At 52.0% G+C, this 25,296-nt stretch carries 21 protein-coding genes; all 21 read left to right on the top strand.

Translation table 11 applies throughout. The annotated features are described in order from the left end of the window. Positions 1-21: 21 nt before the first annotated feature. The 21 genes from nuoN (at position 22) to lpxA (ending at position 25,293) form a co-directional block, all read left to right on the top strand. The gene (gene nuoN, locus RAL91_RS13930; RefSeq protein WP_306256822.1) at positions 22-1,464 is read left to right on the top strand and encodes an NADH-quinone oxidoreductase subunit NuoN; all 1,443 of its coding nucleotides are present in this window, start codon (positions 22-24) and stop codon (positions 1,462-1,464) included. Positions 1,465-1,470: 6 nt separating this feature from the next. Beyond that, a complete protein-coding gene (locus RAL91_RS13935) occupies positions 1,471-2,244 on the top strand; it encodes a biotin--[acetyl-CoA-carboxylase] ligase (RefSeq protein ID WP_306256823.1) in 774 nt (257 codons plus the stop codon). Next, entirely contained in the window at positions 2,245-3,912 is a 1,668-nt protein-coding gene (locus RAL91_RS13940) for a ribonuclease J (protein WP_306256824.1), read from the top strand. Between the two features lie 19 nt (positions 3,913-3,931). Further along, complete coding sequence (mce, locus tag RAL91_RS13945) at positions 3,932-4,336, top strand: methylmalonyl-CoA epimerase (protein WP_306256825.1); 405 nt, start codon at positions 3,932-3,934, stop codon at positions 4,334-4,336. A gap of 3 nt (positions 4,337-4,339) precedes the next feature. After that, a complete protein-coding gene (locus tag RAL91_RS13950) occupies positions 4,340-4,603 on the top strand; it encodes a DUF1467 family protein (protein WP_306256826.1) in 264 nt (87 codons plus the stop codon). Between the two features lie 443 nt (positions 4,604-5,046). Then, entirely contained in the window at positions 5,047-6,375 is a 1,329-nt protein-coding gene (gene proS, locus RAL91_RS13955) for a proline--tRNA ligase (protein WP_306256827.1), read from the top strand. A 20-nt stretch (positions 6,376-6,395) separates the two neighbouring features. Beyond that, positions 6,396-7,688 carry a lipoprotein-releasing ABC transporter permease subunit gene (locus RAL91_RS13960; RefSeq protein WP_306256828.1) on the top strand — a complete coding sequence of 431 codons (1,293 nt, stop codon included), beginning with the start codon at positions 6,396-6,398 and terminating at the stop codon, positions 7,686-7,688. Beyond that, entirely contained in the window at positions 7,681-8,376 is a 696-nt protein-coding gene (locus RAL91_RS13965) for an ABC transporter ATP-binding protein (RefSeq protein ID WP_306256829.1), read from the top strand. The genes RAL91_RS13960 and RAL91_RS13965 overlap by 8 nt, the downstream gene beginning before the upstream one ends. A 343-nt stretch (positions 8,377-8,719) precedes the next feature. Next, positions 8,720-12,247, top strand: a complete 3,528-nt coding sequence (dnaE, locus tag RAL91_RS13970; RefSeq protein ID WP_306256830.1) for a DNA polymerase III subunit alpha — start codon at positions 8,720-8,722, stop codon at positions 12,245-12,247. A gap of 208 nt (positions 12,248-12,455) precedes the next feature. Beyond that, positions 12,456-13,583, top strand: coding sequence for a 30S ribosomal protein S2 (locus RAL91_RS13975; protein ID WP_306256831.1), 1,128 nt, complete (start codon positions 12,456-12,458; stop codon positions 13,581-13,583). 140 nt (positions 13,584-13,723) lie between these two features. Further along, entirely contained in the window at positions 13,724-14,647 is a 924-nt protein-coding gene (gene tsf, locus RAL91_RS13980) for a translation elongation factor Ts (protein WP_306256832.1), read from the top strand. Between the two features lie 114 nt (positions 14,648-14,761). Continuing rightward, the gene (pyrH, locus tag RAL91_RS13985; protein WP_306256833.1) at positions 14,762-15,472 is read left to right on the top strand and encodes a UMP kinase; all 711 of its coding nucleotides are present in this window, start codon (positions 14,762-14,764) and stop codon (positions 15,470-15,472) included. A 69-nt stretch (positions 15,473-15,541) separates the two neighbouring features. Further along, the gene (gene frr, locus RAL91_RS13990) at positions 15,542-16,108 is read left to right on the top strand and encodes a ribosome recycling factor (protein WP_306256834.1); all 567 of its coding nucleotides are present in this window, start codon (positions 15,542-15,544) and stop codon (positions 16,106-16,108) included. Between the two features lie 43 nt (positions 16,109-16,151). Continuing rightward, on the top strand, positions 16,152-16,919 hold the full coding sequence (locus RAL91_RS13995) for an isoprenyl transferase (protein WP_306256836.1): 768 nt from the start codon (positions 16,152-16,154) through the stop codon (positions 16,917-16,919). Further along, positions 16,919-17,776, top strand: a complete 858-nt coding sequence (locus tag RAL91_RS14000) for a phosphatidate cytidylyltransferase (RefSeq protein WP_306256838.1) — start codon at positions 16,919-16,921, stop codon at positions 17,774-17,776. Before RAL91_RS13995 ends, RAL91_RS14000 begins: the two co-directional genes overlap by 1 nt. Then, positions 17,777-18,964: a 1-deoxy-D-xylulose-5-phosphate reductoisomerase gene (gene dxr, locus RAL91_RS14005; RefSeq protein ID WP_306256839.1), complete on the top strand. Its 1,188-nt coding sequence runs from the start codon at positions 17,777-17,779 to the stop codon at positions 18,962-18,964. Between the two features lie 74 nt (positions 18,965-19,038). Continuing rightward, on the top strand, positions 19,039-20,184 hold the full coding sequence (gene rseP, locus RAL91_RS14010) for an RIP metalloprotease RseP (RefSeq protein WP_306256841.1): 1,146 nt from the start codon (positions 19,039-19,041) through the stop codon (positions 20,182-20,184). Positions 20,185-20,388: 204 nt separating this feature from the next. After that, positions 20,389-22,704, top strand: a complete 2,316-nt coding sequence (bamA, locus tag RAL91_RS14015; RefSeq protein WP_306256842.1) for an outer membrane protein assembly factor BamA — start codon at positions 20,389-20,391, stop codon at positions 22,702-22,704. A 169-nt stretch (positions 22,705-22,873) separates the two neighbouring features. After that, entirely contained in the window at positions 22,874-23,959 is a 1,086-nt protein-coding gene (gene lpxD, locus RAL91_RS14020) for a UDP-3-O-(3-hydroxymyristoyl)glucosamine N-acyltransferase (RefSeq protein ID WP_306256844.1), read from the top strand. A gap of 66 nt (positions 23,960-24,025) precedes the next feature. Further along, the gene (gene fabZ, locus RAL91_RS14025; protein ID WP_306256845.1) at positions 24,026-24,490 is read left to right on the top strand and encodes a 3-hydroxyacyl-ACP dehydratase FabZ; all 465 of its coding nucleotides are present in this window, start codon (positions 24,026-24,028) and stop codon (positions 24,488-24,490) included. Between the two features lie 8 nt (positions 24,491-24,498). After that, positions 24,499-25,293: an acyl-ACP--UDP-N-acetylglucosamine O-acyltransferase gene (lpxA, locus tag RAL91_RS14030; RefSeq protein ID WP_306256846.1), complete on the top strand. Its 795-nt coding sequence runs from the start codon at positions 24,499-24,501 to the stop codon at positions 25,291-25,293. Positions 25,294-25,296 lie beyond the last annotated feature (3 nt).

The following is a 25,296-nucleotide window of genomic DNA, read 5'->3' on the forward strand; positions in this document are numbered from 1 at the left end:
TGTAAGGTTGGACGAACGAGCATGATACAGGACTTGACCTACATTTCAGATCTTGGGCCCGCATTGCCTGAAATCCTTCTGGCCATTTCAGCAATGGTTCTGTTGATGATGGGGGCGTTTGGCGGCAATCGCATGACGCCTATTATCACCGGAATTTCCGTTGCTGTTTTGATTGTTGCGGCAGTCATGCTGGTTTGGGTCGTTCCAATGGGTGAAACGTTTGGTGGCGCATTTGTGCTGGATCCGTTTGCGCGCTTCATGAAGGTGGTGACGCTGTTTGGCTCTGCGGTGGCAATTGCCATGTCCGTTGGTTTTGCCCGAGCCGAGCGCTTCGAGACTTTCGAATATCCCATTTTGATCCTGCTCGCGACGCTGGGCATGCTGATGATGATTTCAGCGACTGATATGTTGGCGCTGTATCTGGGCCTCGAATTGCAGTCTCTGGCGCTTTATGTAATCGCAGCCATCAACAGGGATTCCGTCCGCTCAACGGAAGCAGGGCTCAAATATTTTGTGCTGGGTGCTCTGTCCTCCGGCATGCTGCTATACGGCATCTCGCTGGTTTACGGCTTTACCGGACACACCGATTTTGCAGGCATAGCGGCTGTCATCGGTGAAGGTGAGCGCAACATTGGCTTCATCTTCGGAATGGTGTTCGTGTTGTCGGGCCTCGCGTTCAAGATCTCCGCAGTGCCGTTTCATATGTGGACGCCGGACGTTTACGAGGGCGCACCAACGCCCGTAACCGCCTTCTTCGCTGCAGCGCCCAAAATTGCGGCCATGGCGATGTTTATTCGCGTAACCTATGGCGCGTTCCAAACAGCCACATTCGACTGGCAACAAGTGGTTGTGTTCATTTCCATTGCCTCCATGGCTCTTGGCGCGTTCGCCGCCATTGGACAACGCAACATCAAACGGCTGATGGCCTATTCCTCCATTGGCCATATGGGCTTTGCATTGGTAGGAGTTGCTGCCGGAACTGAGGCAGGCGTCAAAGGCGTGATCATCTATCTCGCTATCTATCTGATCACGACATTGGGCGCCTTTGCCTGCATTTTGGCCATGCGTCGCAAGGACGGCATGGTGGAAGACATTGACGAACTGTCCGGCCTTTCAAAAACTAACCCGATGATGGCGTTCCTTCTGGCAATGATCATGTTCTCGCTGGCCGGTATTCCGCCTCTGGCTGGTTTCTTTGCAAAATATTATGTGTTCGTCGCTGCCGTTGAATCAGGTCTGTATGCCCTGGCAATTTTGGGCGTTCTGGCCAGTGTGGTCGGCGCTTACTATTATCTGCGCATCGTCAAGATCATGTATTTCGACGACGCAGTGGACGCCTTTGAACCAATGCCAACGGAATTGCGTTTGGTTCTGGGTGGGTCTGGTATCTTTGTCCTGGTCTTTATTGTTTTCAACGGTTTGTTGGCGGGGGCCGCTACTACGGCTGCCCAGACATTCTTTTAAAATTCAATGACGCTGTCCGCGGTCATAGAGCGTCAACATTTTTCAAGCGTCGGGTCGACCAATGACCTGGCGCTTGATGCGTTTCGTGACGGTCGCATTGATCCGCTTTGGATAACGGCTGACGAACAATTGGATGGCAAAGGACGACGAGGCCGCAATTGGGTGTCTCCACCCGGTAATTTCTATGGCTCTCTCTTGCTGGTAGATCCAGCACCCTCTGAAGCGTTGCCGCAACTGGCTTTTGTGATATCGCTGGCATTGCACAAGGCGTTGTCTCGCGCGCTTCCACCAGACGTGCAAAGGCAGCTAACGGTCAAGTGGCCGAATGATCTGTTGTATGATCGCAAGAAAATCGCCGGCATATTGATGGAAGCCACCCATTTGGCAGGACGTACCGGCATTGTCATCGGCTGCGGTATCAATTGCACCACCAGCCCCGTAAAGGCACCGTATCCGGTAACCAATTTTATTGCCGAAGGGCAGGTGATCTCTGCTGAGGCAGTTTTTGACCTGTTTAGCGCACAGGTTGCAACCGTGCTGTCTGACTGGCAGGCGGGTCATAATTTTTCCTCCATCCGGGAAGCCTGGCTTCAACGCGCCAGCGGCGTTGGCGAAGATATTACAGTTCGCTTGAACGATCGTGAACTCGAAGGACGTTTTACCGGGCTTGATGCAAAAGGCCGCCTCTTGCTTTCGCACCCCGAAAACGGCACAAGCGTCATCTCTGCGGGGGACGTATTCATGTTGCCGCTGTCAGATCAGGCGCCAGAAGGACACTAAATGAGCGAACAAAACCAATTCGTATTCCTGCCACTGGGTGGGGTTGGCGAAATCGGCATGAATCTGGGCATGTATGGCTTCGGACCGGTTGATAAGAAATCCTGGATTGTTGTCGATTTCGGACTTGGATTTGCAAGGGAAACACAACCTGGCGTCGATCTGATATTTCCGGACATACGTTTTCTGGAGTCCGAGAAAAACAACGTCCTTGGTATAATTCTGACCCATGCCCATGAAGACCATTATGGTGGGCTTGTGGATTTGTGGGAACGTGTTGGCGCGCCCGTATATGCAACGCCCTTCACGGCAGCCATGCTGGAAGCAAAGCTTGATGGAGCGCCGTGGGCCGGAAAAATTCCGATCAACACAATCAGCCAGACCGAACGTTGGAACCTGGGGCCATTTGATCTGGAAATGGTGCCTGTTTCCCATTCCATACCTGAACCAAATGCTCTTGCAATTCGCACTCCGCTCGGACTAGCCCTTCACACAGGTGACTGGAAAATCGATCCGACGCCTGTCGTTGGAGAAGCAATGGACGTGGATCGTCTGAAAGAGATTGGTGAAGAGGGTGTTCTCGCGCTCATCTGCGATTCGACCAACGCCGTGCGTGATGGGATCAGCCCCAGCGAGGCAGACATTGCAGCCGGCCTTTACGACTTCATCAAGGATGCGCCGAACCGGGTTGCTGTAACCTCTTTTGCGTCAAATGTGGCGCGCATGCGGACCGTTGCCGAAGTTGCCGAAAAAGCCGGACGTGATGTCATTCTGGTCGGACGCGCCATGCAACGCGTGTCAATCATCGCCAGAGAGCTGGGTTTTTTTGATGGGATCAAACCGTTTTTATCTGAAGATGATTTTGGTTATCTGCCCCGGAACAAGGTGCTGGTGATGTGCACAGGCAGCCAGGGTGAAGATCGCGCAGCACTTGCGCGCATTGCCAATGGCAGCCACCGCAACATCAAGCTGGTGTCCGGAGACCGTGTCATCTTCTCGTCCCGCACGATTCCAGGAAACGAAGTCCCCGTAAATACGGTCATTAACAGCCTGTGCGATCAGGGTATGGAAGTCATCACCGATCGTGATGGCCTTGTTCATGTTTCCGGCCATCCACGCCGGGGTGAGCTGGTTCAGATGTATGATTGGATGAAGCCCGAGATTGCAGTGCCTGTTCACGGAGAACCGCTTCATCTGTCCGCCCATGCCAAGTTGGCATCAGAGCAGGGCGTCAAGAATGTCGTGCAAATTCGAAATGGCGCATTGGTCAAACTGGCACCGGGCAAACCGGGCATCATTGATAATATGCAGGCTGGCCGACTCCACAAGGATGGCAAGCTCATAACCGAGCCGGAAACCGGCGGTGTGGGTGAACGTCGCAAGCTTTCTTTTGCCGGTGTGGTATCAGTGTCTCTGGTGATGTCTCGTCAGGGTGAAATTCTGGATGAACCAGCAGCCGATTTGTATGGTCTCCCGGATTTCGATAGTAAGGGCGCGGATTTTGAAGATATTATTCTGGATGCCATTGATGGTGTGCTCGACAGCATGCCTGCGAAACGCCGCAAAAACTCTGGTCAACTTGAGGAATCTGTACGCCGGGCCATTCGTGGTGAAGTGCAGCATGTCTGGGGCAAAAAGCCCGTTTGCCAGGTTCGCGTACATATCGTTTGACTCTTGAGGAGCAGACCCGATGCTGGACCGCTTGAACCATGTCGCCATTGCTGTACCCGATCTGCAAAGTGCCTCGCACCAGTACAAAACGACACTGGGAGCGACCATCTCTGAGCCCATCGAAATCCCCGACCAGGGGGTAACGGTGGTTTTCATAGAACTGCCAAACACCAAGATTGAACTGCTCGAACCATTGGGTGAGAAATCCCCAATCGCCGGGTTCCTGGAGAAAAATCCATCGGGTGGCATTCACCACCTCTGCTACGAGGTGGATGATATTCTGAAGGCCCGCGACAAATTGCAGGCAGACGGCGTGCGTGTTCTGGGTGATGGTGAGCCGAAAATTGGAGCTCATGGAAAACCGGTGCTGTTTCTGCACCCGAAGGATTTTCAGGGTACGCTCATTGAATTGGAAGAGGTTTAGAACATGTCTTTTGCAAGTGGTCTTGCAATCTATTTCATCATCTGGTGGCTGGTGCTGTTTGTGACGCTTCCATTTGGTGTTCGCTCCCAACATGAGGGCGAGGATATGGCGCTTGGAACGGATCGGGGAGCCCCGATAAAAGCGAGCATTGGCAAAAAGGCCATCGCCACCACGCTTATTTCTTTGGCCGTGTTTGGCGCGTTTTACTATGCCCGTGTTGTTGTTGGCTTTGGATTGGACGACATTCCTTTTCTGCCAACCTTTTAGCTACCTCCACCACGACAGGCCAAATGTAGAGTGTGTGTTGAAAACACTATCTCACTGTTCTTAATATCAATTTTTGAAAAAAACATAAAAAAAGAGCGGAGGATAAACCTCCGCTCTTTCCAGTTCCGCGTTCCTGTTTCCAATCCGAATTGAATAGACTTCGTTTCGAATATGCGCTGGAAAAACCGCGCAACGGAAACACTCCCTCCCAAGACTAAGACCGCGAAAGAAGGCAGCTATGCGCCGCCTTCTGAGATAAACTAGCGTCGAAAATTCGGTTTGTCACCATATTGTGACCGCTGAAGTGCTTTTTTTTGCCGGAGCAGGTTGAAGAGACCGCGATAAAGATCATGCAGGTTGTTTCCAACAAAAGGCTTGTGTTTTTCCCTGCCATACGGTTTCTCTCTCGTTGATAACAAACGATAGTTACAAACGGATTCTCGATGCGTCTTTCCCGTTACTTCCTGCCGATTCTAAAAGAAACGCCGAAAGAGGCGGAAATCGTCTCACACCGTCTGATGTTGCGCGCCGGAATGATCCGACAGCAATCCGCCGGGATTTATTCATGGCTGCCATTTGGGCATGCCGTTTTGAAAAAAGTCGATCAGATTGTACGTGAAGAACAGAATCGTGCCGGCGCGGTTGAATTGTTGATGCCAACTATTCAGCCCGCAGATTTATGGCGTGAAAGCGGGCGCTATGATGATTACGGCAAGGAAATGCTGCGCATCACAGATCGACATGGCAGGGACATGTTGTTTGGCCCGACCAATGAAGAAATGATCGCCGACATTTTTCGCGGGTCTGTAAAGTCCTACAAGGACCTGCCTTTGAATCTCTACCACATTCAATGGAAATTCCGAGACGAGGTGCGTCCCCGCTTTGGCGTGATGCGCGGTCGGGAATTTCTGATGAAGGACGCCTATTCGTTTGACCTGACCAAGGAAGATGCGCGCAAATCCTACAACCGCATGTTTGTGGCCTATCTGCGAACCTATCAGCGCCTTGGTCTGACTGCGATCCCGATGAAAGCGGACTCTGGGCCAATTGGCGGCGACATGACCCATGAATTCATTGTTTTGGCTGATACTGGCGAAAGCGAAGTGTATTGCCATCGTGATTTCCTGGACTTGCCTGTGCCGGGTGAAGATGTCGATTTCGATGGCGACTTGTCCCCATGGGTGGACAAATACACCGCTCAATATGCCGCCACCGAAGAAATGCACGATGAGGCAGCTTTTGCACAAATTCCGGAACAGGACCGGGTTTCGGCAAGGGGTATTGAAGTTGGTCATATTTTCTATTTCGGCACCAAATATTCAGACCCCATGAATGCCCGTGTTGCCGGACCGGACGGTGTAGATGTACCTGTCCATATGGGATCTTATGGCATTGGCGTGTCTCGCCTTGTGGGCGCGATTATCGAAGCAAGCCATGATGAAAACGGAATTATCTGGCCTGAAGCGGTCGCGCCTTTCCAGATTGGTTTGATCAGTTTGAAAGCTGGACACGAAGCCACAGACGCTGCTTGCGATGAGCTGTATGCGCGCCTTACTAAGGCCGGAATGTCCGTGCTTTACGATGATCGTGATATGCGCGCTGGCGGCAAGTTTGCGTCCATGGATTTGATCGGATTGCCTTGGCAATTGATCATTGGACCCAAGGGTGTCGAAAGTGGAGAAATTGAATTGAAGAATCGTCGTACCGGAGAGCGGGAAAGCCTGACACCGGATGCAGCCTTCAACAAGCTACAGGCCACGTTGGCTTCGTAACAGCCCCATCAAGAGATTCTATGACTGAACTGGCTCCAGATTTTGCAGATGCGCCTAACGGCACAAAACCATTCTCGCGGTTTGAGTGGATGTTGGCGGGTCGTTACTTGCGGGCGCGGCGCAAGGAAGCGTCCATTTCTGCAATCGCAGGCTTTTCATTTGCCGGCATCATGCTGGGGGTGGCGGCGCTTATTATCGTGATGGCCGTGATGAACGGATTTCGCACCGAACTGCTCGGCAAGATTTTGGGCATTAATGGGCACATGATTATTGAACCGATCGACGGCCCGTTAAATGATTTTGATGATGTCACGGCACGCTTGTCGAAGCTGGAATCTGTACGGGCTGCCATTCCAATCGTCGAAGGGCAGGTACTTGCCTCAGCGCGGGAAAACAGCAGGGGCGTCCTTGTACGCGGGATTCAGGAAGCAGACTTTCAAAAATTGCCAGCCGTTCTCAACAATGTGCTTCAGGGGACTTTGACAGGATTTGATGATGGCGGTGGCCTGGCCGTCGGGTCACGACTTGCAGCCAATCTGGGTCTTCAGTTGGGGGACCGGATGACGCTTGTCTCTCCCAGAGGCGCCGTGACGCCAATGGGCGTCGCGCCTCGGGTGAAGGCCTATCCGATCACAGCCATTTTCCAACTTGGCATGTCGGAATATGATTCAACCTATGTGTTCATGCAGCAGGCCGAAGCACAGCTCTATTTCAACAAGAATGACACAGTGTCCTTTATAGAGGTCTATCTGCAGGATCCGGATAATGTGGGCATTATGCGCGGCCCCATAACGGAAGCCGCTGAACGGCCTGTCTTCATCACCGATTGGCAACAACGCAACGCTACGTTCTTTTCGGCTCTTCAGGTGGAACGGAATGTGATGTTCATCATTCTTACTCTGATCGTTTTGGTCGCGGCACTGAACATCATTTCCGGGTTGATTATGCTGGTAAAGGACAAGGGCCGGGACATTGCTGTCCTGCGCACAATGGGCGCCACCCGTGGTGCGATCATGCGAATCTTTTTCATCACCGGCGCTGCCATCGGTATGTTCGGAACATTGGCCGGTTTTGTGCTGGGAACAGTGGTTTGCCTCAACATCGAAAACATCCGGCAGTTCTTGTCACGCCTGACGGAAACCGAATTGTTTTCACCGGAACTGTATTTCCTGAGCCGCTTGCCTGCGGACATGGATCCATCGGAGGTTGCTACAGTGGTCTTAATGGCACTGGTATTGTCATTTCTGGCAACATTGTATCCGGCATGGCGTGCTGCACGCCTCGACCCGGTGGACGCGCTTCGTTATGAATAATGGCGTCGCAGTACAACCAGCCATGAAACTGACTGGTATTGAGAAAACCTACGGGCATGGCGATGCAACCCTCACCGTATTGAAGGATGCAAACCTCGACCTTGCTGCCGGTGAAATGGTTGCATTGGTGGCGCCCTCAGGCACCGGTAAATCAACCTTGCTCCACATCGCAGGGCTTCTTGAAAAGCCAACAAGCGGCGAAGTTTACGTGGGAGGCGCTGCCTGTCACAAGCTTGATGACAAGGCTCTGACGCGTATGAGGCGCACCGAGATTGGGATCGTCTATCAGTTTCATCATCTGCTGCCCGAATTCACGGCAGTTGAGAATATTGCAATGCCGATGATGATTCGTGGCTTGGACAGGGCAGAAGCGCAAAAAAGGGCATTCACGCTGCTTCAGTACCTTCATATTGACCATCGAAGCAAACACCGGCCCGCAGAGTTGTCGGGCGGTGAGCAGCAGCGTGTTGCCATTGCCAGGGCTGTTGCCAACAGCCCACGCATATTGCTTGCAGATGAGCCGACTGGAAATCTCGACCCGAAAACCTCTGACTATGTATTTGACGCTCTGTCGCAGCTTGTTAAAGAGTCCGGGTTATCCGCTTTGGTAGCCACGCACAATCTGGATCTGGCCGCCCGCATGGACAGAAAGATTACCATTCAAGATCAACGGATCGTTGCCCATTAAAGCAATTTTAACTGTAAATATTCCCTGTTTGTTCTTTTTCTTGAAAAGAGAACAAAAGTAGAACAATGTAAGGCTCAAGCCACACAGGAGCCTACAATGTTCTATCAATTTCGTGACATAACCGCATTCGTAACACTGATCATGTTCTCCTTTTTTGTCGCCTTTCTGGGCGACTGGGCTGTGATTTCCGGATTTTAGGATCCTCCATTTGATCCAGACAATCCGGCTAATCCAGACAATAATGGGTGCAGCAGAGATGTGGAAACAACAGCTTCCCGCTGGACCACAATACCTGCATGAGCGACAATAGCAGAAGAACAGGTTTCAAACTGCGAGTCGCTTCATGGCAGATCCGGGCTTTATCCACCTTCGTGTACATTCGGCCTATTCGCTGCTTGAGGGCGCATTGCAAATTGGAAAGTTGCTGGAGCTTACCAAAGCTGATGCTATGCCGGCTGTTGCTATAACGGACACCGGCAATCTGTTCGGCGCGCTAGAGTTTTCCGACAAAGCCCAATCCAAGGGCATCCAGCCAATCATCGGCTGTCAGATGGCAATCGATTTTGCGGACATTGAAATTGATCCGCGATCAAGAGATGGTCGGAACCGGCCGGATGTTGCCTATGGCAATGTCGTGTTGCTTGCAATGAACGAAACCGGTTTCCTCAACCTTTCAAAGCTTGTCAGCCGCAGCTTTCTGGAAACGGATGCGTCGACCCGTTCCCACACCTCACTTGAACTTCTGACTGAATTGAATGACGGACTGATTTGCCTGTCCGGTGGGCTGGAAGGGGCAATTGATCAATTGATCGCGGATCGGGACGACGTCCGCGCCGCATCAAGATTGAACACATTAGCCAAAATGTTCGGTGACCGATTCTATATTGAAATACAGCGTCATGAACATCCTGCTGAAAGGTACACTGAGCGTTTTCTGGTGAACTACGCCTATGAGCATGACATTGCACTGGTTGCCACCAATGAGGTCTTCTTTCCTGATCAGAGCGACTTTGAAGCTCATGATGCGCTGATTTCCATCGCGCAGGGGCGCATGGTTGCAGAAGATGATCGACGGAAGCTGACAGCACACCATTACTTCAAGAGCCGCGCGGAAATGCGGGATCTGTTTGCAGACATTCCCGAGGCTTTGGAAAACACGGTCGAGATTGCCCAAAGATGTCAATTTCGTCCGGACAAGCATGATCCGATCCTGCCGAATTTCACAGGTGAGGGGAGCGAACCAACAGCTGAGAGCGAAGACACGGCGCAACTGCTTGAGCGGGAAGCAGCGGAGTTGCGGCAGCAGGCTCTGGATGGACTGGAGCAACGGCTTGGCCAGTTGGGGCTGGCACCGGGCGTTGATCGGGAAACCTACGATAAGCGTCTGGCCTTCGAGTTGGATGTGATCGTTGGTATGAAGTATCCCGGCTATTTTCTCATCGTTGCCGACTTCATCAAATGGGCCAAGTTGAATGATGTGCCAGTTGGCCCAGGCCGTGGCTCTGGTGCCGGGTCTTTGGTGGCCTGGTCACTGACCATTACGGACATTGATCCGCTTCGCTTTTCCCTTCTGTTCGAACGGTTTCTGAACCCCGATCGCGTATCCATGCCCGATTTCGATATCGATTTCTGTCAGGAGAAGCGCGACAAGGTTATCCGCTATGTCCAGCGCCGCTACGGTGCGGCGCAGGTGGCTCAAATCATCACATTTGGAACTCTGCAGGCCAGAGCCGTTCTGCGGGACGTGGGCCGTGTTCTGCAAATGCCATATGGGCAGGTGGATCGTCTCTGCAAAATGGTGCCCTCGACACCAGCCAATCCTATGACGCTGCAAGAGGCGATTGATACTGAGCCTCGCCTCAAGGAAGCCGGTGAAGAGGAGGAGGTGGTCGCACGTCTGTTTTCCATGGCGACGCGCCTGGAAGGGCTCTACCGCCACGCTTCAACACATGCTGCTGGCATTGTCATTGGTGACCGTCCGCTGGAACAGCTGGTGCCCCTGTATCGCGATCCGCGATCTGACATGCCGGTTACTCAATACAATATGAAGTGGGTGGAGCAGGCGGGCCTGGTCAAATTCGATTTTCTGGGGCTCAAAACGCTGACGATCCTGGAGCGCGCCATCGGTCTTATCGCTCGACGTGGAATTGATGTTGATCTGAGCACTGTTCCATTGGAAGACAAAAAAACATACGAGATGCTGGCACGCGGCGAAACGGCTGGCGTCTTTCAATTGGAAAGTCAGGGCATGCGCCGTGCTTTGGCGGGCATGAAGCCGGATAGATTTGAAGACATCATTGCGCTTGTGGCTCTCTACCGTCCGGGCCCCATGGACAACATTCCAACCTATAACCGGCGCAAACACGGGCTGGAAGAACCCGACTACATGCATCCATGCCTGGAGGAAATCCTGAAAGAAACCCATGGGGTTATCATCTATCAGGAACAGGTAATGCAGATTGCTCAGGAATTGTCTGGCTATTCCCTGGGCGAAGCGGATTTGCTGCGCCGTGCCATGGGTAAGAAAATCAAATCCGAGATGGATGTCCAGCGCGAGCGTTTCGTGGATGGCGCCGTTGAGCGCAAGATTGCGAAAGCCCAGGCCAATACAATTTTCGACCTGGTAGCCCGCTTTGCAGATTATGGATTCAACAAATCCCACGCTGCAGCCTATGCACTGGTCGCCTATCACACGGCCTATTTGAAAGCGAATTATCCAGTTGAGTTTCTGGCCGCTACCATGACACTCGATATGGGCAATACGGACAAATTGTCTGACTTTCGGCAGGAAGCCGTTCGTATGGGAGTTAATGTGCTGCCGCCGAGCGTCGCCAAATCCTGCTACGAGTTTGAAGTTGAGGATGGTCAGATTGTCTATGCTTTGGGGGCACTGAAAGGTGTTGGTCACAATGTCATCGACGAGATTGTAAAGACCCGCAGTGAAAATCCGTTTGACGATCTGTCGGATTTCGCAGAGCGGGTTGATGCCAAAGTGCTCAACAAAAGGACGCTGGATGCGCTGGTCTGCTCAGGCGCTTTTGACGTCTTTGCTGATAATCGTGCTCAATTGGACGCCGGGCTGGACCGCGTCATGGCACACGCACAACGCATTAGTGAAAACGCGCGTAGTGGGCAGGATGAACTGTTTGGCGGTGCGGGAATCCAGAAAGAAAAGATCATTCTGCCGGACGCACAACCCTGGAAGACATCCGTCCGTTTGTCCAAAGAGCACAAGGCCATTGGATTATATCTGACGGCCCATCCATTGGACGAATACAAGACGGTGCTGGAGAAATTGGAAATTCCGCGCTGGGAAGATTTTCAGGCACAGGTGCGAAAAGGCAAAAGCGCTGGCAAGCTGGCTGCAACAATCATCGGCAAGCAGGAACGAAAAACGCGCACCGGGAACCGAATGGGCATTCTGGTGCTTTCTGATCCGTCAGGACAGTACGAAGCAACGCTTTATGCAGAAAGACTGACTGAATACCGCGAGCGCCTGGAAGTGGGGCATTCTTTCATATTCACCGTGGGCGCCGATACAGATGACGACACAGATGAGGTGCGCATTCGCATTCAGTCATTGGCCCCGCTTGAAGAAATAGCAGAACACGGCTTTTCCAAACTTCAGATTTTTGCCGAACAAAGCGAACCTTTTGGCGCGATTGCGCAGCAGATGACCAAATTGATGGTGCAGGATAGCGGCAATTCCCGCGGGCGTGGACGTAAAGGTGGCAAAATCTCTTTGATATTGCTGTTGGAAGACGGGCGCCGCGAAACGGAAATCGAATTGCCGGGCAGCTACAAGCTATCTTCCGACATTGCCGGCTCCATAAAATCCATCAATGGCGTGGTTCACGTCGCTCTGAATTGAGGGAACCGGCACGTCATATACCCTTACCTTGTAAAAGCCGGTTGCATTGCAGCGTGCTTGGCGCTATGTACCGCGCCATCACACACGGAAAGCTGGGTTGGTGTACGCCAAACCGTCCGGTCGCGCTGAATTTGCCTTTATCACATGATTAGACAAACCATCGTGGACTGCTTTCCGGAGGACAAACCGGTAAAGGAGAAACAGAGTCATGGCTCTGCCCGATTTTTCTATGCGTCAATTGCTTGAAGCAGGCGTTCACTTTGGTCACCAAACACACCGCTGGAATCCCAAGATGGATAAACACATCTTCGGTGCCCGCAACAATGTTCACATCCTCGATCTGGCCCAGACTGTGCCGATGCTGTATCAGGCCCTTCAGGCTGTCAGCGACACGGTCGCAAAGGGCGGTCGCGTTCTGATCGTTGGAACAAAGCGTCAGGCTGCTGATTACGTAGCTGATTCCGCACGCCGTTCAGCGCAGTATTATGTGAATGCACGTTGGCTCGGCGGCATGCTCACAAACTGGCAGACAATGTCAAAGTCAATCAAACGCTTGCGTGCGGTTGATGAGACATTGAATGAAGGCGCACAAGGCCTGACCAAGAAAGAGCGCCTGTCCCTGACACGTGAGCGCGACAAGCTTGAACGCGCACTTGGTGGCATCAAGGACATGGGCGGCATTCCAAACCTCCTGTTCGTGATTGATACCAACAAGGAATCAATTGCCCTTCAGGAAGCACGTCGTCTCAACATTCCAATCGCGGCAATTGTTGACAGTAACAGCGATCCAGACGGAATTGATTTCCCGGTGCCTGGCAATGATGATGCTGGCCGGGCTATTAGCCTGTACTGCGATTTGATTGCGCGCGCTGCCATTGATGGGCTGTCCCGCGGACAGACCGATATGGGCATTGATCTGGGCGCGTCTGAGGAAGTTCCAGTGGAACTGGCTCTTGCAGAGCCTGCTGAAGCACCCGTCGCTGAAGCACCAGTCGCTGAAGCAGCAGTTGCCGAAGCAGCACCAGCAGCTGAAGAAGCTGTTGCGGTTGAAGAAGCGCCTGCGGTCGAAGAAGCACCAGCTGCTGAAGCCGATGCGGATGCTGCTCCAGCAGCATTGTTTGATGCGCCGGAAGGTGAGCCGGATGATCTGAAACAGATCTCTGGCGTTGGCCCCGTGCTTGAAACCAAATTGCACACGCTTGGTATCAAGAAGTTTTCTCAAGTAGCAAACTTCACGGCTGACGACATTACACGTGTCGACGATGCGCTGTCTTTCAAAGGTCGCATCGATCGTGATAACTGGGTTGAGCAGGCAACAGCTCTGGCAGCCAAGTAAATCTCACGCCTGCAAAGATTGCACGGGTGCTATGCATTGAAATAGCGCCCGTTACACACAATTTGATGAACTGAAAAGACAAGTCGTGCAGCGCCGTCGGACCCACCGGCGGCGTTTCGACGAACAAAGGGGTATGTAAGATGGCTGTAACAGCTGCAATGGTCAAGGAACTGCGCCAATCCACTGGCGCCGGCATGATGGATTGTAAGAACGCGCTTCAGGAAAATGACGGCAATATAGATGCTGCTATTGACTGGCTGCGTAAAAAGGGTCTTTCGAAGGCCGCCAAGAAATCCTCACGCGTGGCTGCTGAAGGCCTGGTTGCCGTATCGGTCGCTGGAACAGATTCTGCAATCATCGAGATGAACTCTGAAACTGACTTCGTTGGTCGCAACGAACAGTTCCAGGATCTTGTCCGCGATGTGGCGTCAATTGCGCTGAAATCTGATGGCACAGTCGCCGACATACTGGCCGCTAACTCCAGCGTCAGCGGCAAATCCGTCGAAGCAACAATCACAGACGCGGTTGCCACGATCGGTGAGAACATGACATTGCGCCGTGCGGCAAAGCTGTCTGTCTCTCAGGGTGTCGTTGCCAGCTATGTGCACAATTCAGTTGCACCAAATCTCGGCAAGATCGGTGTTCTGGTCGGCATGGAATCTTCTGGTGATGCTGAAAAATTGGCAGCACTTGGAAAACAGATTGCAATGCATATCGCTGCATCAAGCCCATTGGCTCTAGGTCCTGATGACCTTGATCCATCGGTTGTTGAGCGTGAGCGCAATGTGCTGATCGAACAGGCGAAAGCCTCCGGAAAGCCAGACGGTGTTGTGGAAAAAATGGTCGAAGGCCGTATTCGCAAGTTCTACGAAGAAGTGACCTTGTTGAAGCAGACTTTTGTTATTGATCCTGACGTGACTGTTGAAGGTGCTTTGGAGCGTCTCGCCAAGGAAATTGGTGTTGATGTGAAACTCTCATCCTTCGTTTTGTTCAAAGTCGGTGAAGGCGTTGAGAAAGAAGAATCAGATTTCGCAGCCGAAGTTGCGGCTGCCGTTAAAGGCTGATTGCTGAATTCAGCGTCTATACACGTCAAAAATGAAGGGCGTCCGTGACAAGCGGGCGCCCTTCGTGTATCCGACCCTACAGCGTGATTCACTGTGTGTTTAAAGGTCTGTACCATGTCGCTACCGTATCGCAGAATTCTCCTGAAACTTTCTGGTGAAGCTCTGATGGGAGACTTGGCCTTTGGTATAGACAATGCGGTGGTCAAGCGCATCGCCGACGAAATTGCACAAGTTGTTGCTCTGGGAGTTGAAATTGGTGTGGTCGTGGGCGGCGGAAACATTTTCCGCGGCGTCTCTCTTGCGGCCAAGGGTGCCGACCGTGTTACTGGCGATCAGATGGGCATGCTGGCTACAGTCATGAACGCTCTTGCCCTGGAAGGCGCTATCAACAACACGGGCTGCAACGCACGCGTTATGTCAGCAGTTGGCATGCCGACAATCTGCGAAACCTTTACCCACAGAAAAGCCCTGAAGCATCTTGAAAATCATCGCGTTCTGATTTTTGCAGGCGGAACCGGAAATCCATTTTTTACCACCGATAGTGGTGCCGCGCTGCGCGCAGTGGAAATGCAGTGCGATGCGTTGTTGAAGGCAACACAAGTGGATGGTATCTATACGGCTGATCCGAACAAGGACCCGGATGCCGTACGCTTCGACAGAATCAGCCATCAGGAAGTCCTGTCACGCGGATTGCAGGTCATGGACACGGCAGCGGTATCCCTTGCAAAGGACAACAACATACCGGTCGTCGTGTTTTCAATTCATGAGCCGGGCGGACTTGTAGAAGTTGCACAGGGCAGGGGCACAGCGACAATCGTGTCTTGAAGCGACAGAAAATGTTAGACGACAGAACAACAGCGATGTTGGCAGAATTACACACTGGGAGTAGCCAAAATGGATGATGAAGCACCTATCGATTTCGATGATGTGACACGTCGAATGGATAGAGCGATTGCGGCACTGTCATCCGATTTGGGTGGCCTGCGGACCGGAAGGGCTTCAGCCAGCTTGTTGGATCCAATTCATGTTGAAGCATATGGGTCGCGTATGCCGCTCAATCAGGTGGCAACAGTGTCCGTACCGGAAGCGCGGATGATCAGCGTGCAGGTCTGGGACGGAAGCATGTCGCGAGCCGTTGAAAAAGCCATTCGCGAATCTGAACTTGGCCTCAATCCTGTGGTTGAAGGAAATCTGTTCCGCATTCCAATCCCCGAATTGAACGAAGAGCGCCGCCAGGAAATGGTAAAAGTGGCTCATAAATATGCTGAGCGGACGAAAGTTTCTGTGCGCCATGTTCGCCGCGATGTCATGGACCAACTGAAAAAGATCGAAAAATCAGGTGACATCAGTCAGGATGACGCCAGGGTATTTTCAGATCAGGTTCAGAAAATGACCGATGAGGCCATTAAAAACATTGACGAGACGTTGAGTGGAAAAGAAGCGGAGATCATGCAGGTATAAGGGACTTTAAGTCCGTTGACCCTGTTCTCTTGAAGGATCAGCTATGCATGATGCGATGTCCTCTTCGCTGACACAAACGGATGAAGAGCGGCGAATCCTGCCGCGTCATGTCGCATTCATTATGGACGGCAATGGCCGCTGGGCGCAGCAACGGGGTTTGCCCCGCATCGCTGGCCATCGGGCCGGTGTGGAATCCTTGCGTAAGACAATTGGCCACGCCCTGAAACTCAAACTGGAATACCTGACACTGTTCAGCTTCAGCTCGGAGAACTGGTCGCGGCCAGCCAGCGAAGTTGACGCGATCATGGGGCTTCTGCGTCGGTTCGTCAGAAGCGATCTGGCGGAACTGAATGCAAAGAATGTGCGCATCAAAATCATCGGTTCCAGAGACAATTTGCCCGCCGACATTTTGAATTATCTGATTGAGGCTGAAAATACCACAGAAGCAAATACAGGCATGACGCTCATTGTCGCCTTTAATTATGGCGCTCGGGATGAAATCTGCCGCGCGACTCAAACAATTGCGCATAAAGTGGCCAACGGTGAGTTGAGCCCGGACGAAATTGATGAGGCATTGCTGGGCAGTGAACTTGACACAGCGGGCTTGCCGGACCCGGATCTGCTGATACGCACATCAGGTGAAAGTCGGTTGAGCAACTTTCTGTTGTGGCAAAGTGCGTATACTGAATTTGTGTTTCTGGATGTTTTCTGGCCGGATTTTGCGGAAGGTGATTTTGATCAGGCGCTGGAACATTTTGCCAAGCGAGATCGTCGCTATGGCAATGTCTGTTCCACCCAAAGTGTGGTTTAATGACAAGTCAGCAGTCGTCGCAGAAAAGCTTCTTCAACAGCAATCTCTTTACCCGAATTTGTTCCGCACTCGTGTTGGCTCCAATCGTTATCGCGGCTGAGTGGTGGGGCGGGTGGCCGTTTCTGGCTGTGGTTCTGATTATTTCACTGGCTGTCTGCTTTGAGTGGCTTCGAATTATCTCACCTCAGATGCGTTCAGTACCCATAGCGCTGGTTCTGGTCCTCATGCTCGCCAGTCTCTATTTTGTCGCAACCGAATCGATGGTGACGGCGTTCTGGCCAATATTCCTTTTATTTTGTGGCATGATGATCGCGGGTTACGCATTGGGCCAGAAATTCTGGCTGGGAGCAGGTTTCGCATATGCGTTTCTACTTGGCGCAGCGCTGCTGCTTATTCGCAATGACCCCGAACTTGGTATGGAGGCGATTGCCTTGATCGTTGCCGTGGTGTGGGCAACTGATATTTTCGCCTATGTGGTTGGCCGTACATTTGGTGGCCCCAAGCTTTGGCCCGCGATATCACCGGGAAAGACCTGGTCGGGCGCAATTGGCGGCTTGTGCGCGGGCATGCTGGCCAGTGTTGCTTTCATTGGTCTGCTCGACAATGTTTCTTTGATACGCCTCGTTGTAACGGGTCTGCTGCTCTCCATTGCCTCCCAATGCGGGGATTTGTTTGAAAGCTGGATCAAAAGACGTTTCAAGGTGAAGGACTCAAGTCATCTTATCCCGGGGCATGGCGGTGTGATGGATCGTGTGGACGGGCTTGTGTTTGCCGTCATTTTTGCCGTTTTTCTGGCTTGGGTGTTCGACGGCAGTCTGGACAGACCGGCCCAGGCTTTGTTCTTTGGCTCAGCATAAATGACCGGCAGCGAAACACCGAAAACAATCACGCTGTTGGGTGCGACAGGATCTGTGGGCGATAGTGTACTAAGCGTCATCGCTTCCCAGCCCGCCCGATTCAAGCTGCATGCCGTTGTGGCCAGAAATTCTGCCACCAAACTGGCAAGAATTGCGATTTCGGCAGGCGCAAAATCTGCGGTACTGGCGGAAGAGGGCGAATTGTCATCCCTGCGCGATGCTTTGGCCGGTACAGGCATTCAATGCGCCGCAGGACCAGAAGCGGTTGAAGCAGTGGCAACTGAGCCGGTAGATCTGGTGGTGGCAGCAATTGTGGGCGCCGCAGGCATTCGTCCCACATGGGCAGCCCTGAAAGCCGGGAACCAGATTGCGCTGGCAAATAAGGAATGCATGGTGTCTGCCGGAAACCTGTTCATGAGCGAGGCGCGCCGACAGAACAAACCGATATTGCCTGTGGACTCTGAGCACAATGCCATTTGGCAGGTGTTTGACGAAGACAACAAAACCGCAATTGAAGCGGTCACCATAACTGCATCGGGTGGGCCGTTTCGAACCTGGTCACAAAAGCAGATTGCCTCTGCCACGCCACAGCAGGCTCTGAATCACCCCATTTGGGAAATGGGGTCCAAGATCACAATCGACTCAGCCTCCCTTATGAACAAGGGACTGGAACTGATTGAAGCCAAGCATTTATTTGGCCTGGAGGTGGAGCAATTGCGTGTGCTCGTTCATCCACAATCAATCATCCACGGACTGGTTCACTACAGTGATGGCTCCGTTTTGGCCCAATTGGGATGTGCTGATATGCGCGTGCCAGTCAGCTACTGCCTGAACTGGCCGAGCCGGGGAAAGTCTCCAGCGTCAAAACTGGACTTTTCTACAATTGCTACTTTGACATTTGAACCACCGGATCTGGAGCGATTTCCCTGCCTCCAACTGGCCTATGAGGCCATGTCGGCTGGTGGTGCAGCGACATGCGCGCTGAACGCAGCTAACGAAATTGCAGTTGCAGCCTTTCTCGATGAAAAAATTCCGTTTGGCGGGATTGCGCATATTGTTGACACGGTTTTGCAACAAACAGTCAAAGAGACCGGCTCGACGGAATTTGAGAATATAGATCAGGCAATTGAGAGTGATCGCATTGCGCGGGGCCGCGCGAGCAAATATCTTCAGCAGAAGCAGTGGTAGGATTCGCAATCCTGTGACGTCATTTTAGCCCGTGGTTAGTTTGGGGCTTCACGCATTTTTGGAAAATATAATAAATGGATTTTTTGACTAGCCTTCCCAGCATGGGGTCCGGTTTCCTCGGATATGCCTTGCCCGCGTTGTTCGTTTTCACGGTTGTGGTGTTCTTTCACGAACTTGGCCATTATTGGGTCGGGCGTCTGTGTAATGTTGGCATTGAAGCATTTTCTATCGGGTTTGGCGGAGAGATGCTGGGTTATACCGACAAGCGCGGTACACGCTGGAAGCTTTGTTGGATACCACTTGGCGGCTATGTGAAATTTAGCGGCGACGAAAATGCTGCAAGTGTTCCGGATAATGCCGCGCTTGATGCAATGGCAGAAGAAGAGCGACGCCAGACATTGGCTGGTAAGCCGGTTGGGCAACGTGCAGCCGTTGTCGCTGCCGGGCCATTGGCAAGTTTCCTGCTTTCGGTGGTTATTTTTGCCGGCATGTTCGTTTTCCTGGGCAAACCCATCATCCCACCCATCGTCAGTGAAGTGATTGAAGGCAGTGCTGCTGAGGAAGCTGGACTGATGATCGATGATCGCATCCTGTCAGTTGACGGCGCGGAAGTTGAATCCTTTACCGACCTGCAGCGTATCGTGACGGCCAGTGCCGATCGCCAGATTGCTTTGCTGGTGGATCGCGATGGCAATGAGGTTGTGCTGGATGCAGTTCCAAAACGTCAGGAACTTACGGACCGCTTTGGAAACACCCAACGCGTGGGTGTTCTGGGCATACGGCAAAGCGCACAACGTGAAGACATTGTCATCAAAAGCTTCAACCCGGTAACCGGTGTCGTTGAGGGCGTGAAGGAAACAACCTTCATTGTAACTCGTACGCTCGATTATCTCTGGGGCGTCGTGACCGGCCGCGAATCTGCAGATCAGCTCGGTGGTCCGATCCGCGTTGTAAACATGTCCAGTCAGGTTGCTGCGATCAGTTTTGTGGCATTGCTCAATCTGACAGCAGTTCTGTCAGCGAGTATTGGCCTGATTAACCTGTTTCCCATCCCGATGCTGGATGGCGGGCATCTGGCCTTTTACGCTGTTGAGGCCGTCCGGGGGAAGCCATTGAGTGACCGCGCCCAAGAATATGGCTTCAGAGCAGGGCTGGCTTTGATTCTTTTACTATTCCTGTTTGTGAACTGGAATGATATCAACTTCTTAATGGGGTCTTAACTATGACGCCAAATGGTTTGAACAATGTTGCGAATGCGTGACCTGTTTGCAACGGAGTTTACAAAACAGCAAACCAATTCGCTCTATGGCTTGAACACAGACTAAAACCCTGTAAAACAAGTCACCTATGTGAAATTGAGTCCGATGGACGTGCCTCTGTGTTTTCAGGGAACCGAAAATCGGCAAAGTCAGGCAAGTGGCCGTATGTATTTTATGTTTTCGTCTCTCCGTAAAGTCGCAGTTCTTGCGGTCCTTTCGCTTTCTTTAGTCACCATTGGTGCAAGTCTTCCTGTTTTGGGAGGCGGCGGGTCTGCCTATGCGCAAACCGCGAGCCGAGTGTTGGTTGAGGGGAATCAGCGTGTCGATGACGATACAATCCTTGCTTATCTCTCGGTGCAGCCTGGTCAGCGCTACACCGAATTCGATATCAACGAGTCGTTAAAGGCTTTGTTTGCAACTGGCTTGTTTGCTGATGTTGAAATTGAACGCCGCCGTACCGTTCTTGTGGTGATTGTTGAAGAGAACCCGGTTTTGAACCGCGTCGTTTTTGAAGGCAATGATCGGTTGAAGGATGATGCGCTGGAAGCAGTTGTGCGGAGTAAGCCGCGTGGCGTCTTTACTCGCGCCAAGGTCCAGACTGATACGCAGCGTGTTTTGGAAATGTACCGCCGGTCCGGCCGCTTCGATGCGCGTGTGACACCGAAGGTGATTGACCTTCCTCAAAACCGGGTTGATCTGGTTTTCGAAATTGACGAATCTGCCAAAACATCAATCTCCCGTGTAAGCTTTATTGGTAATTACGCTTACAGCGACGGTAAGCTCCGGGAAGTTGTTGACACCAGCCAGAAGAACTTTCTGAGCTTTCTGAGCGGCAACGATATCTACGATCCAGACAAGCTGCGCGGCGATGAAGAGCGCCTGCGCAGTTTCTACTATCGTAAGGGCTATGCTGATTTCAGAATCATTTCCGCAGTGGCTGACCTTGATCGTGAGCGCAACAAATTCTTTGTGACTTTTACAATTGATGAGGGTGAGCGTTACGAATTTGGCGATATCGAAATCGACTCAGGCATTATCGGTCTGGACGGTGAATCACTGCGTCACGTGCTTCGGACCAAAAGCGGTAAAACCTATAACGCTGAATTGATTGAAAAAACTCTCGAAGACTTGACGCTTGAAACCGCGCGGATGGGCTTTCCATTCACGCAGATTCGTCCTCGCGGTGATCGTGACTACGATCAGCAGATCATCCACCTGACTTATGTTATCGACGAAGGTCCTCGTGTTTATGTTGAGCGTATCAACATCCGCGGCAACACCCGGACGCGTGACTACGTCATTCGTCGTGAGTTCGAGCTGGCCGAAGGTGATGCTTATAACAAGGTGCTGGTCGACCGTGCGGAGCGCAGATTGCGCAGGCTCGGTTACTTTAAGACCATTGATATTAGTCGCGTACCCGGCTCGTCTCCGGATCGCATGATCCTGAATGTAACAGTTGAAGATCAGCCAACCGGTGAACTGTCATTTGGTGCAGGTATCTCAACCGGCGATGGCCTGGTTGGTGACGTATCTCTGACAGAATCGAACTTCATGGGGCGCGGCTACAAGGTTAAAGCGTCCATAAGTGCCGGTGCTAGTAAACAGAATTATGATTTTGGATTTACCGACCCGTACTTCCTTGGACGCCGCATGTCGGCTGGCTTCGATGTGTATAGCCGCTTCAAGGAAAACGATGATTATGACGTCGAGAGAATTGGTGGTGGCCTGCGTTTCGGACTGCCGATCAAGGAAAATCTTGGCTTGGTCCTGCGTTACGGACTTGAGCAATCAGAATCGACGTTAACCGGTGCACTTGTAGATGTGCCGACTGGTGTGCAGGCAGATATTGCCGCTGGTGCAACCATCACGTCATCCGTTGGCTATACTTTGACCTACAACACAGTCGACAGCCAGGTGTTGCCTCGAGATGGTAAGTTCATTCGCATTACCCAGGACTTTGCCGGTGTTGGTGGTGACGTTCATTACATCCGGACCTTGGCTGATGCGCGCATCTATCGCCAACTTCATACAGACTGGGATTGGGTCGGCATGGTTGGCGTTAAAGCCGGTAACATTACCGGCCTTGGTGAAGGCGTGCGATCTTCGGATGCTTTCTTTAAAGGCGGAGAATCCATTCGTGGCTTCGAGTCATACGGCCCTTACGACAACACAACGACCGGATCGATTGGTGGTAACAATTTCTGGAACGCGACCGCCGAGGTAAACTTCCCGATCTGGGGACTACCGGAATCATTCGGAATTCGTGGTGCGGTCTTTGCTGACGCTGGCTCCCTCTGGGGTGTTGATATGCGTAAGACAGCTAGCTTCGAAGACGACTCGTCTATCCGCTCTTCTGTTGGTGCCAGTATCTTGTGGCAGAGCCCGTTTGGTCCGCTGCGTGCTGACATTGCGCAGACAGTTACCAAAGAAGACTATGACGAAGAGCAGTTCTTCCGCTTCGGTGGTGGAGCCAAGTTCTAGTCAAAATTTGCTCATCAGGGCCGCCCTGTCGGAAGACAGTGGCGGCCCTTTTTATTAGAGCGCATCTATGCGTAATAAGCGTGCCTGTTGGAACCATGTCTGGTCAGGCGGCACATAGTTCAGCCAGATAATTCAAAAGTTTATGCGTTGCCGTGAAGGGATCAGTGACTTGTCTGATACAAGGTTTTTTGCAGTACCAGCCCCGATATCACTGAAGGAGATTGCAGACCTTTTGGGAGAATCTATTCCTGAAGGCGCGGATGAATCTGTGACTATCCACAACACAAAAGCTTTGGACGATGCTGAACAGGGAGACGCCACATTTCTGGATAACGCCAAGTATGTCGACTTGCTGGCTGAGTGTGGGGCCTCATTGATCTTTTGCAAAAAACGATATGCGGACAAGGTTCCATCTACTGCCGTTGCCTGGGTAACTGCAGCTCCATATCACGCTTATGCCAAGCTCGTTTCTGCCCTCTATCCAAATGCGGCTGGCTCAGCGCCTATGGTCGCAACCGGACCAAATGATACAAAAATCATACGCGGGCGCGTGCATCAGACGGCGAAGTTGGAGTCAGATGTGGTGATTGAGCCAAATGCGACGGTCGGAGAAGAAGCAGAAATTGGAAGCGGTACCATTGTCGCCGCTGGCGCTGTCGTCGGGCGCGGTGTTAAAATTGGTCGGAATTGTTTCATTGGAGCAAATACGGTCGTGCAACATGCTTTGCTTGGCAATCGTGTTGTACTGCACTCTGGAACCTGTGTTGGCCAGGATGGTTTCGGCTATGCAATGGGGCCAACCGGCCACCTGAAGGTTCCACAGATCGGACGCGTGATCATTCAGGATGATGTGGAGATTGGTGCAAATACCTGTGTTGATAGGGGAACCAATCGCGACACAACTATAGGTGAAGGAACCAAAATCGACAATCAGGTCCAGATTGGGCACAACGTGACAATTGGACGTCATTGTGTGCTGGTTGGCCAGGTTGGGATCGCGGGGAGCGCCTCGCTTGGTGATTTTGTTGTAATTGGCGGACAAACCGGTGTCATAGGACATGTAAGAATTGGCGACGGCGCCCAGATTGCCGGTGTCAGTGCTGTTCACGGTGATGTTCCGGCGGGCGCGCGTTGGGGTGGCGTTCCGGCCAAACCGCTGCGCGAATGGTTTAAAGAAATCACGTTATTGAACCAATTGGCGAATAAAGAGATTGTCGTCGTCGAAAAGACGGGTTCAAACTCCGGAAAAGAGTGATCGTGGATATCTGCGATAGTAGGAACTGTGATGCCGGAAACTGTAATAAAGGGGGCAAAATAGCTAATGAGTGAAACCGCTACGACCGAATTGGGGTCGGCAGATATTCTCGATCTGCTGAAAGCCCTTCCGCATCGATATCCTTTCCTTCTTGTTGACAAACTCAAGGACATTGATGGAGACAATGCGTGTATTGGCGTTAAAAATGTTTCGGCAAATGAACCCCAATTCATGGGACATTTCCCCGGACAACCAGTTATGCCTGGAGTTCTTATGCTTGAGGGTATGGCCCAGACAGCCGGCGCGCTGTGCATTCTTGCCCAATCCGTAGATTCGCCACCAAGCCTGGTCTATTTGATGAGCATCGACAGGGCGAAATTTCGCAAGCCTGTGGTGCCCGGTGATCAGATCGAATATCACGTCAAGAAGATACAAAGCCGAGGCAGCGTATGGAAATTCGGCTGCATAGCAATGGTTGATGGCAAGAAGGCCTGTGAGGCCGAAATTTCTGCCATGCTGATCGATAAATAGGAAAAAAAGTGACCATTCATCCAACCGCAATCATCCATCCTGATGCCAAACTGGGAAAGGGTGTATCAATCGGCGCTTATAGCGTTATCGAACAGCACGTTGCATTGGGCGATGGTGTTATCATCCGTCCCCATGTTGTTGTTGAGGGGCGGACGACAATTGGAGACAAGACCGAAATATTTCAGTTCTCCAGTATTGGTGCTCAACCACAGGATCTGAAGTATGGTGGTGAACCCAGTCGCCTTGAAATCGGGGCGAACTGCACCATTCGGGAAAGCGTCACCATCAATACAGGCACTGAAGGTGGCGGTATGCTCACCAAAGTCGGGGATCAATGTTTGATCATGGCCGGTGCTCATATTGCGCATGATTGTATGGTTGGAAACCATGTCATATTCGTCAACAACGCGACTGTGGCAGGGCATGCGAATATCGGAGATCACGCGATCCTTGGAGGCCTCTCCGCTGTTCATCAGTTTGCTCGTATCGGCGAACATGCTTTTGTCGGGGGTATGACAGGCGTCGAGCACGATGTAATTCCTTACGGGTCGGTTATTGGAAATCGAGCGCGACTTGGGGGATTGAACCTGGTTGGGCTGCGGCGCCGCAACATTGATAAGGCCGAAATTCATGTCCTGCGCAATGCCTATGCGCAACTGTTTATTGAAGAAGGGTCTTTTCAGGAACGCGTGGATCAGGTTTCAGAAGCCTATCCGGACAGTTTACTGGTCAAGAATATGATTGATTTCATCCGCGCCGGTAACGGGCGTCGCATTTGCATGCCGCGCGAACAATCGGGCTAAACG

Origin of the sequence: Pararhizobium sp. IMCC21322 (genome assembly GCF_030758295.1) — a bacterium.
Taxonomy (GTDB): Bacteria; Pseudomonadota; Alphaproteobacteria; order Rhizobiales.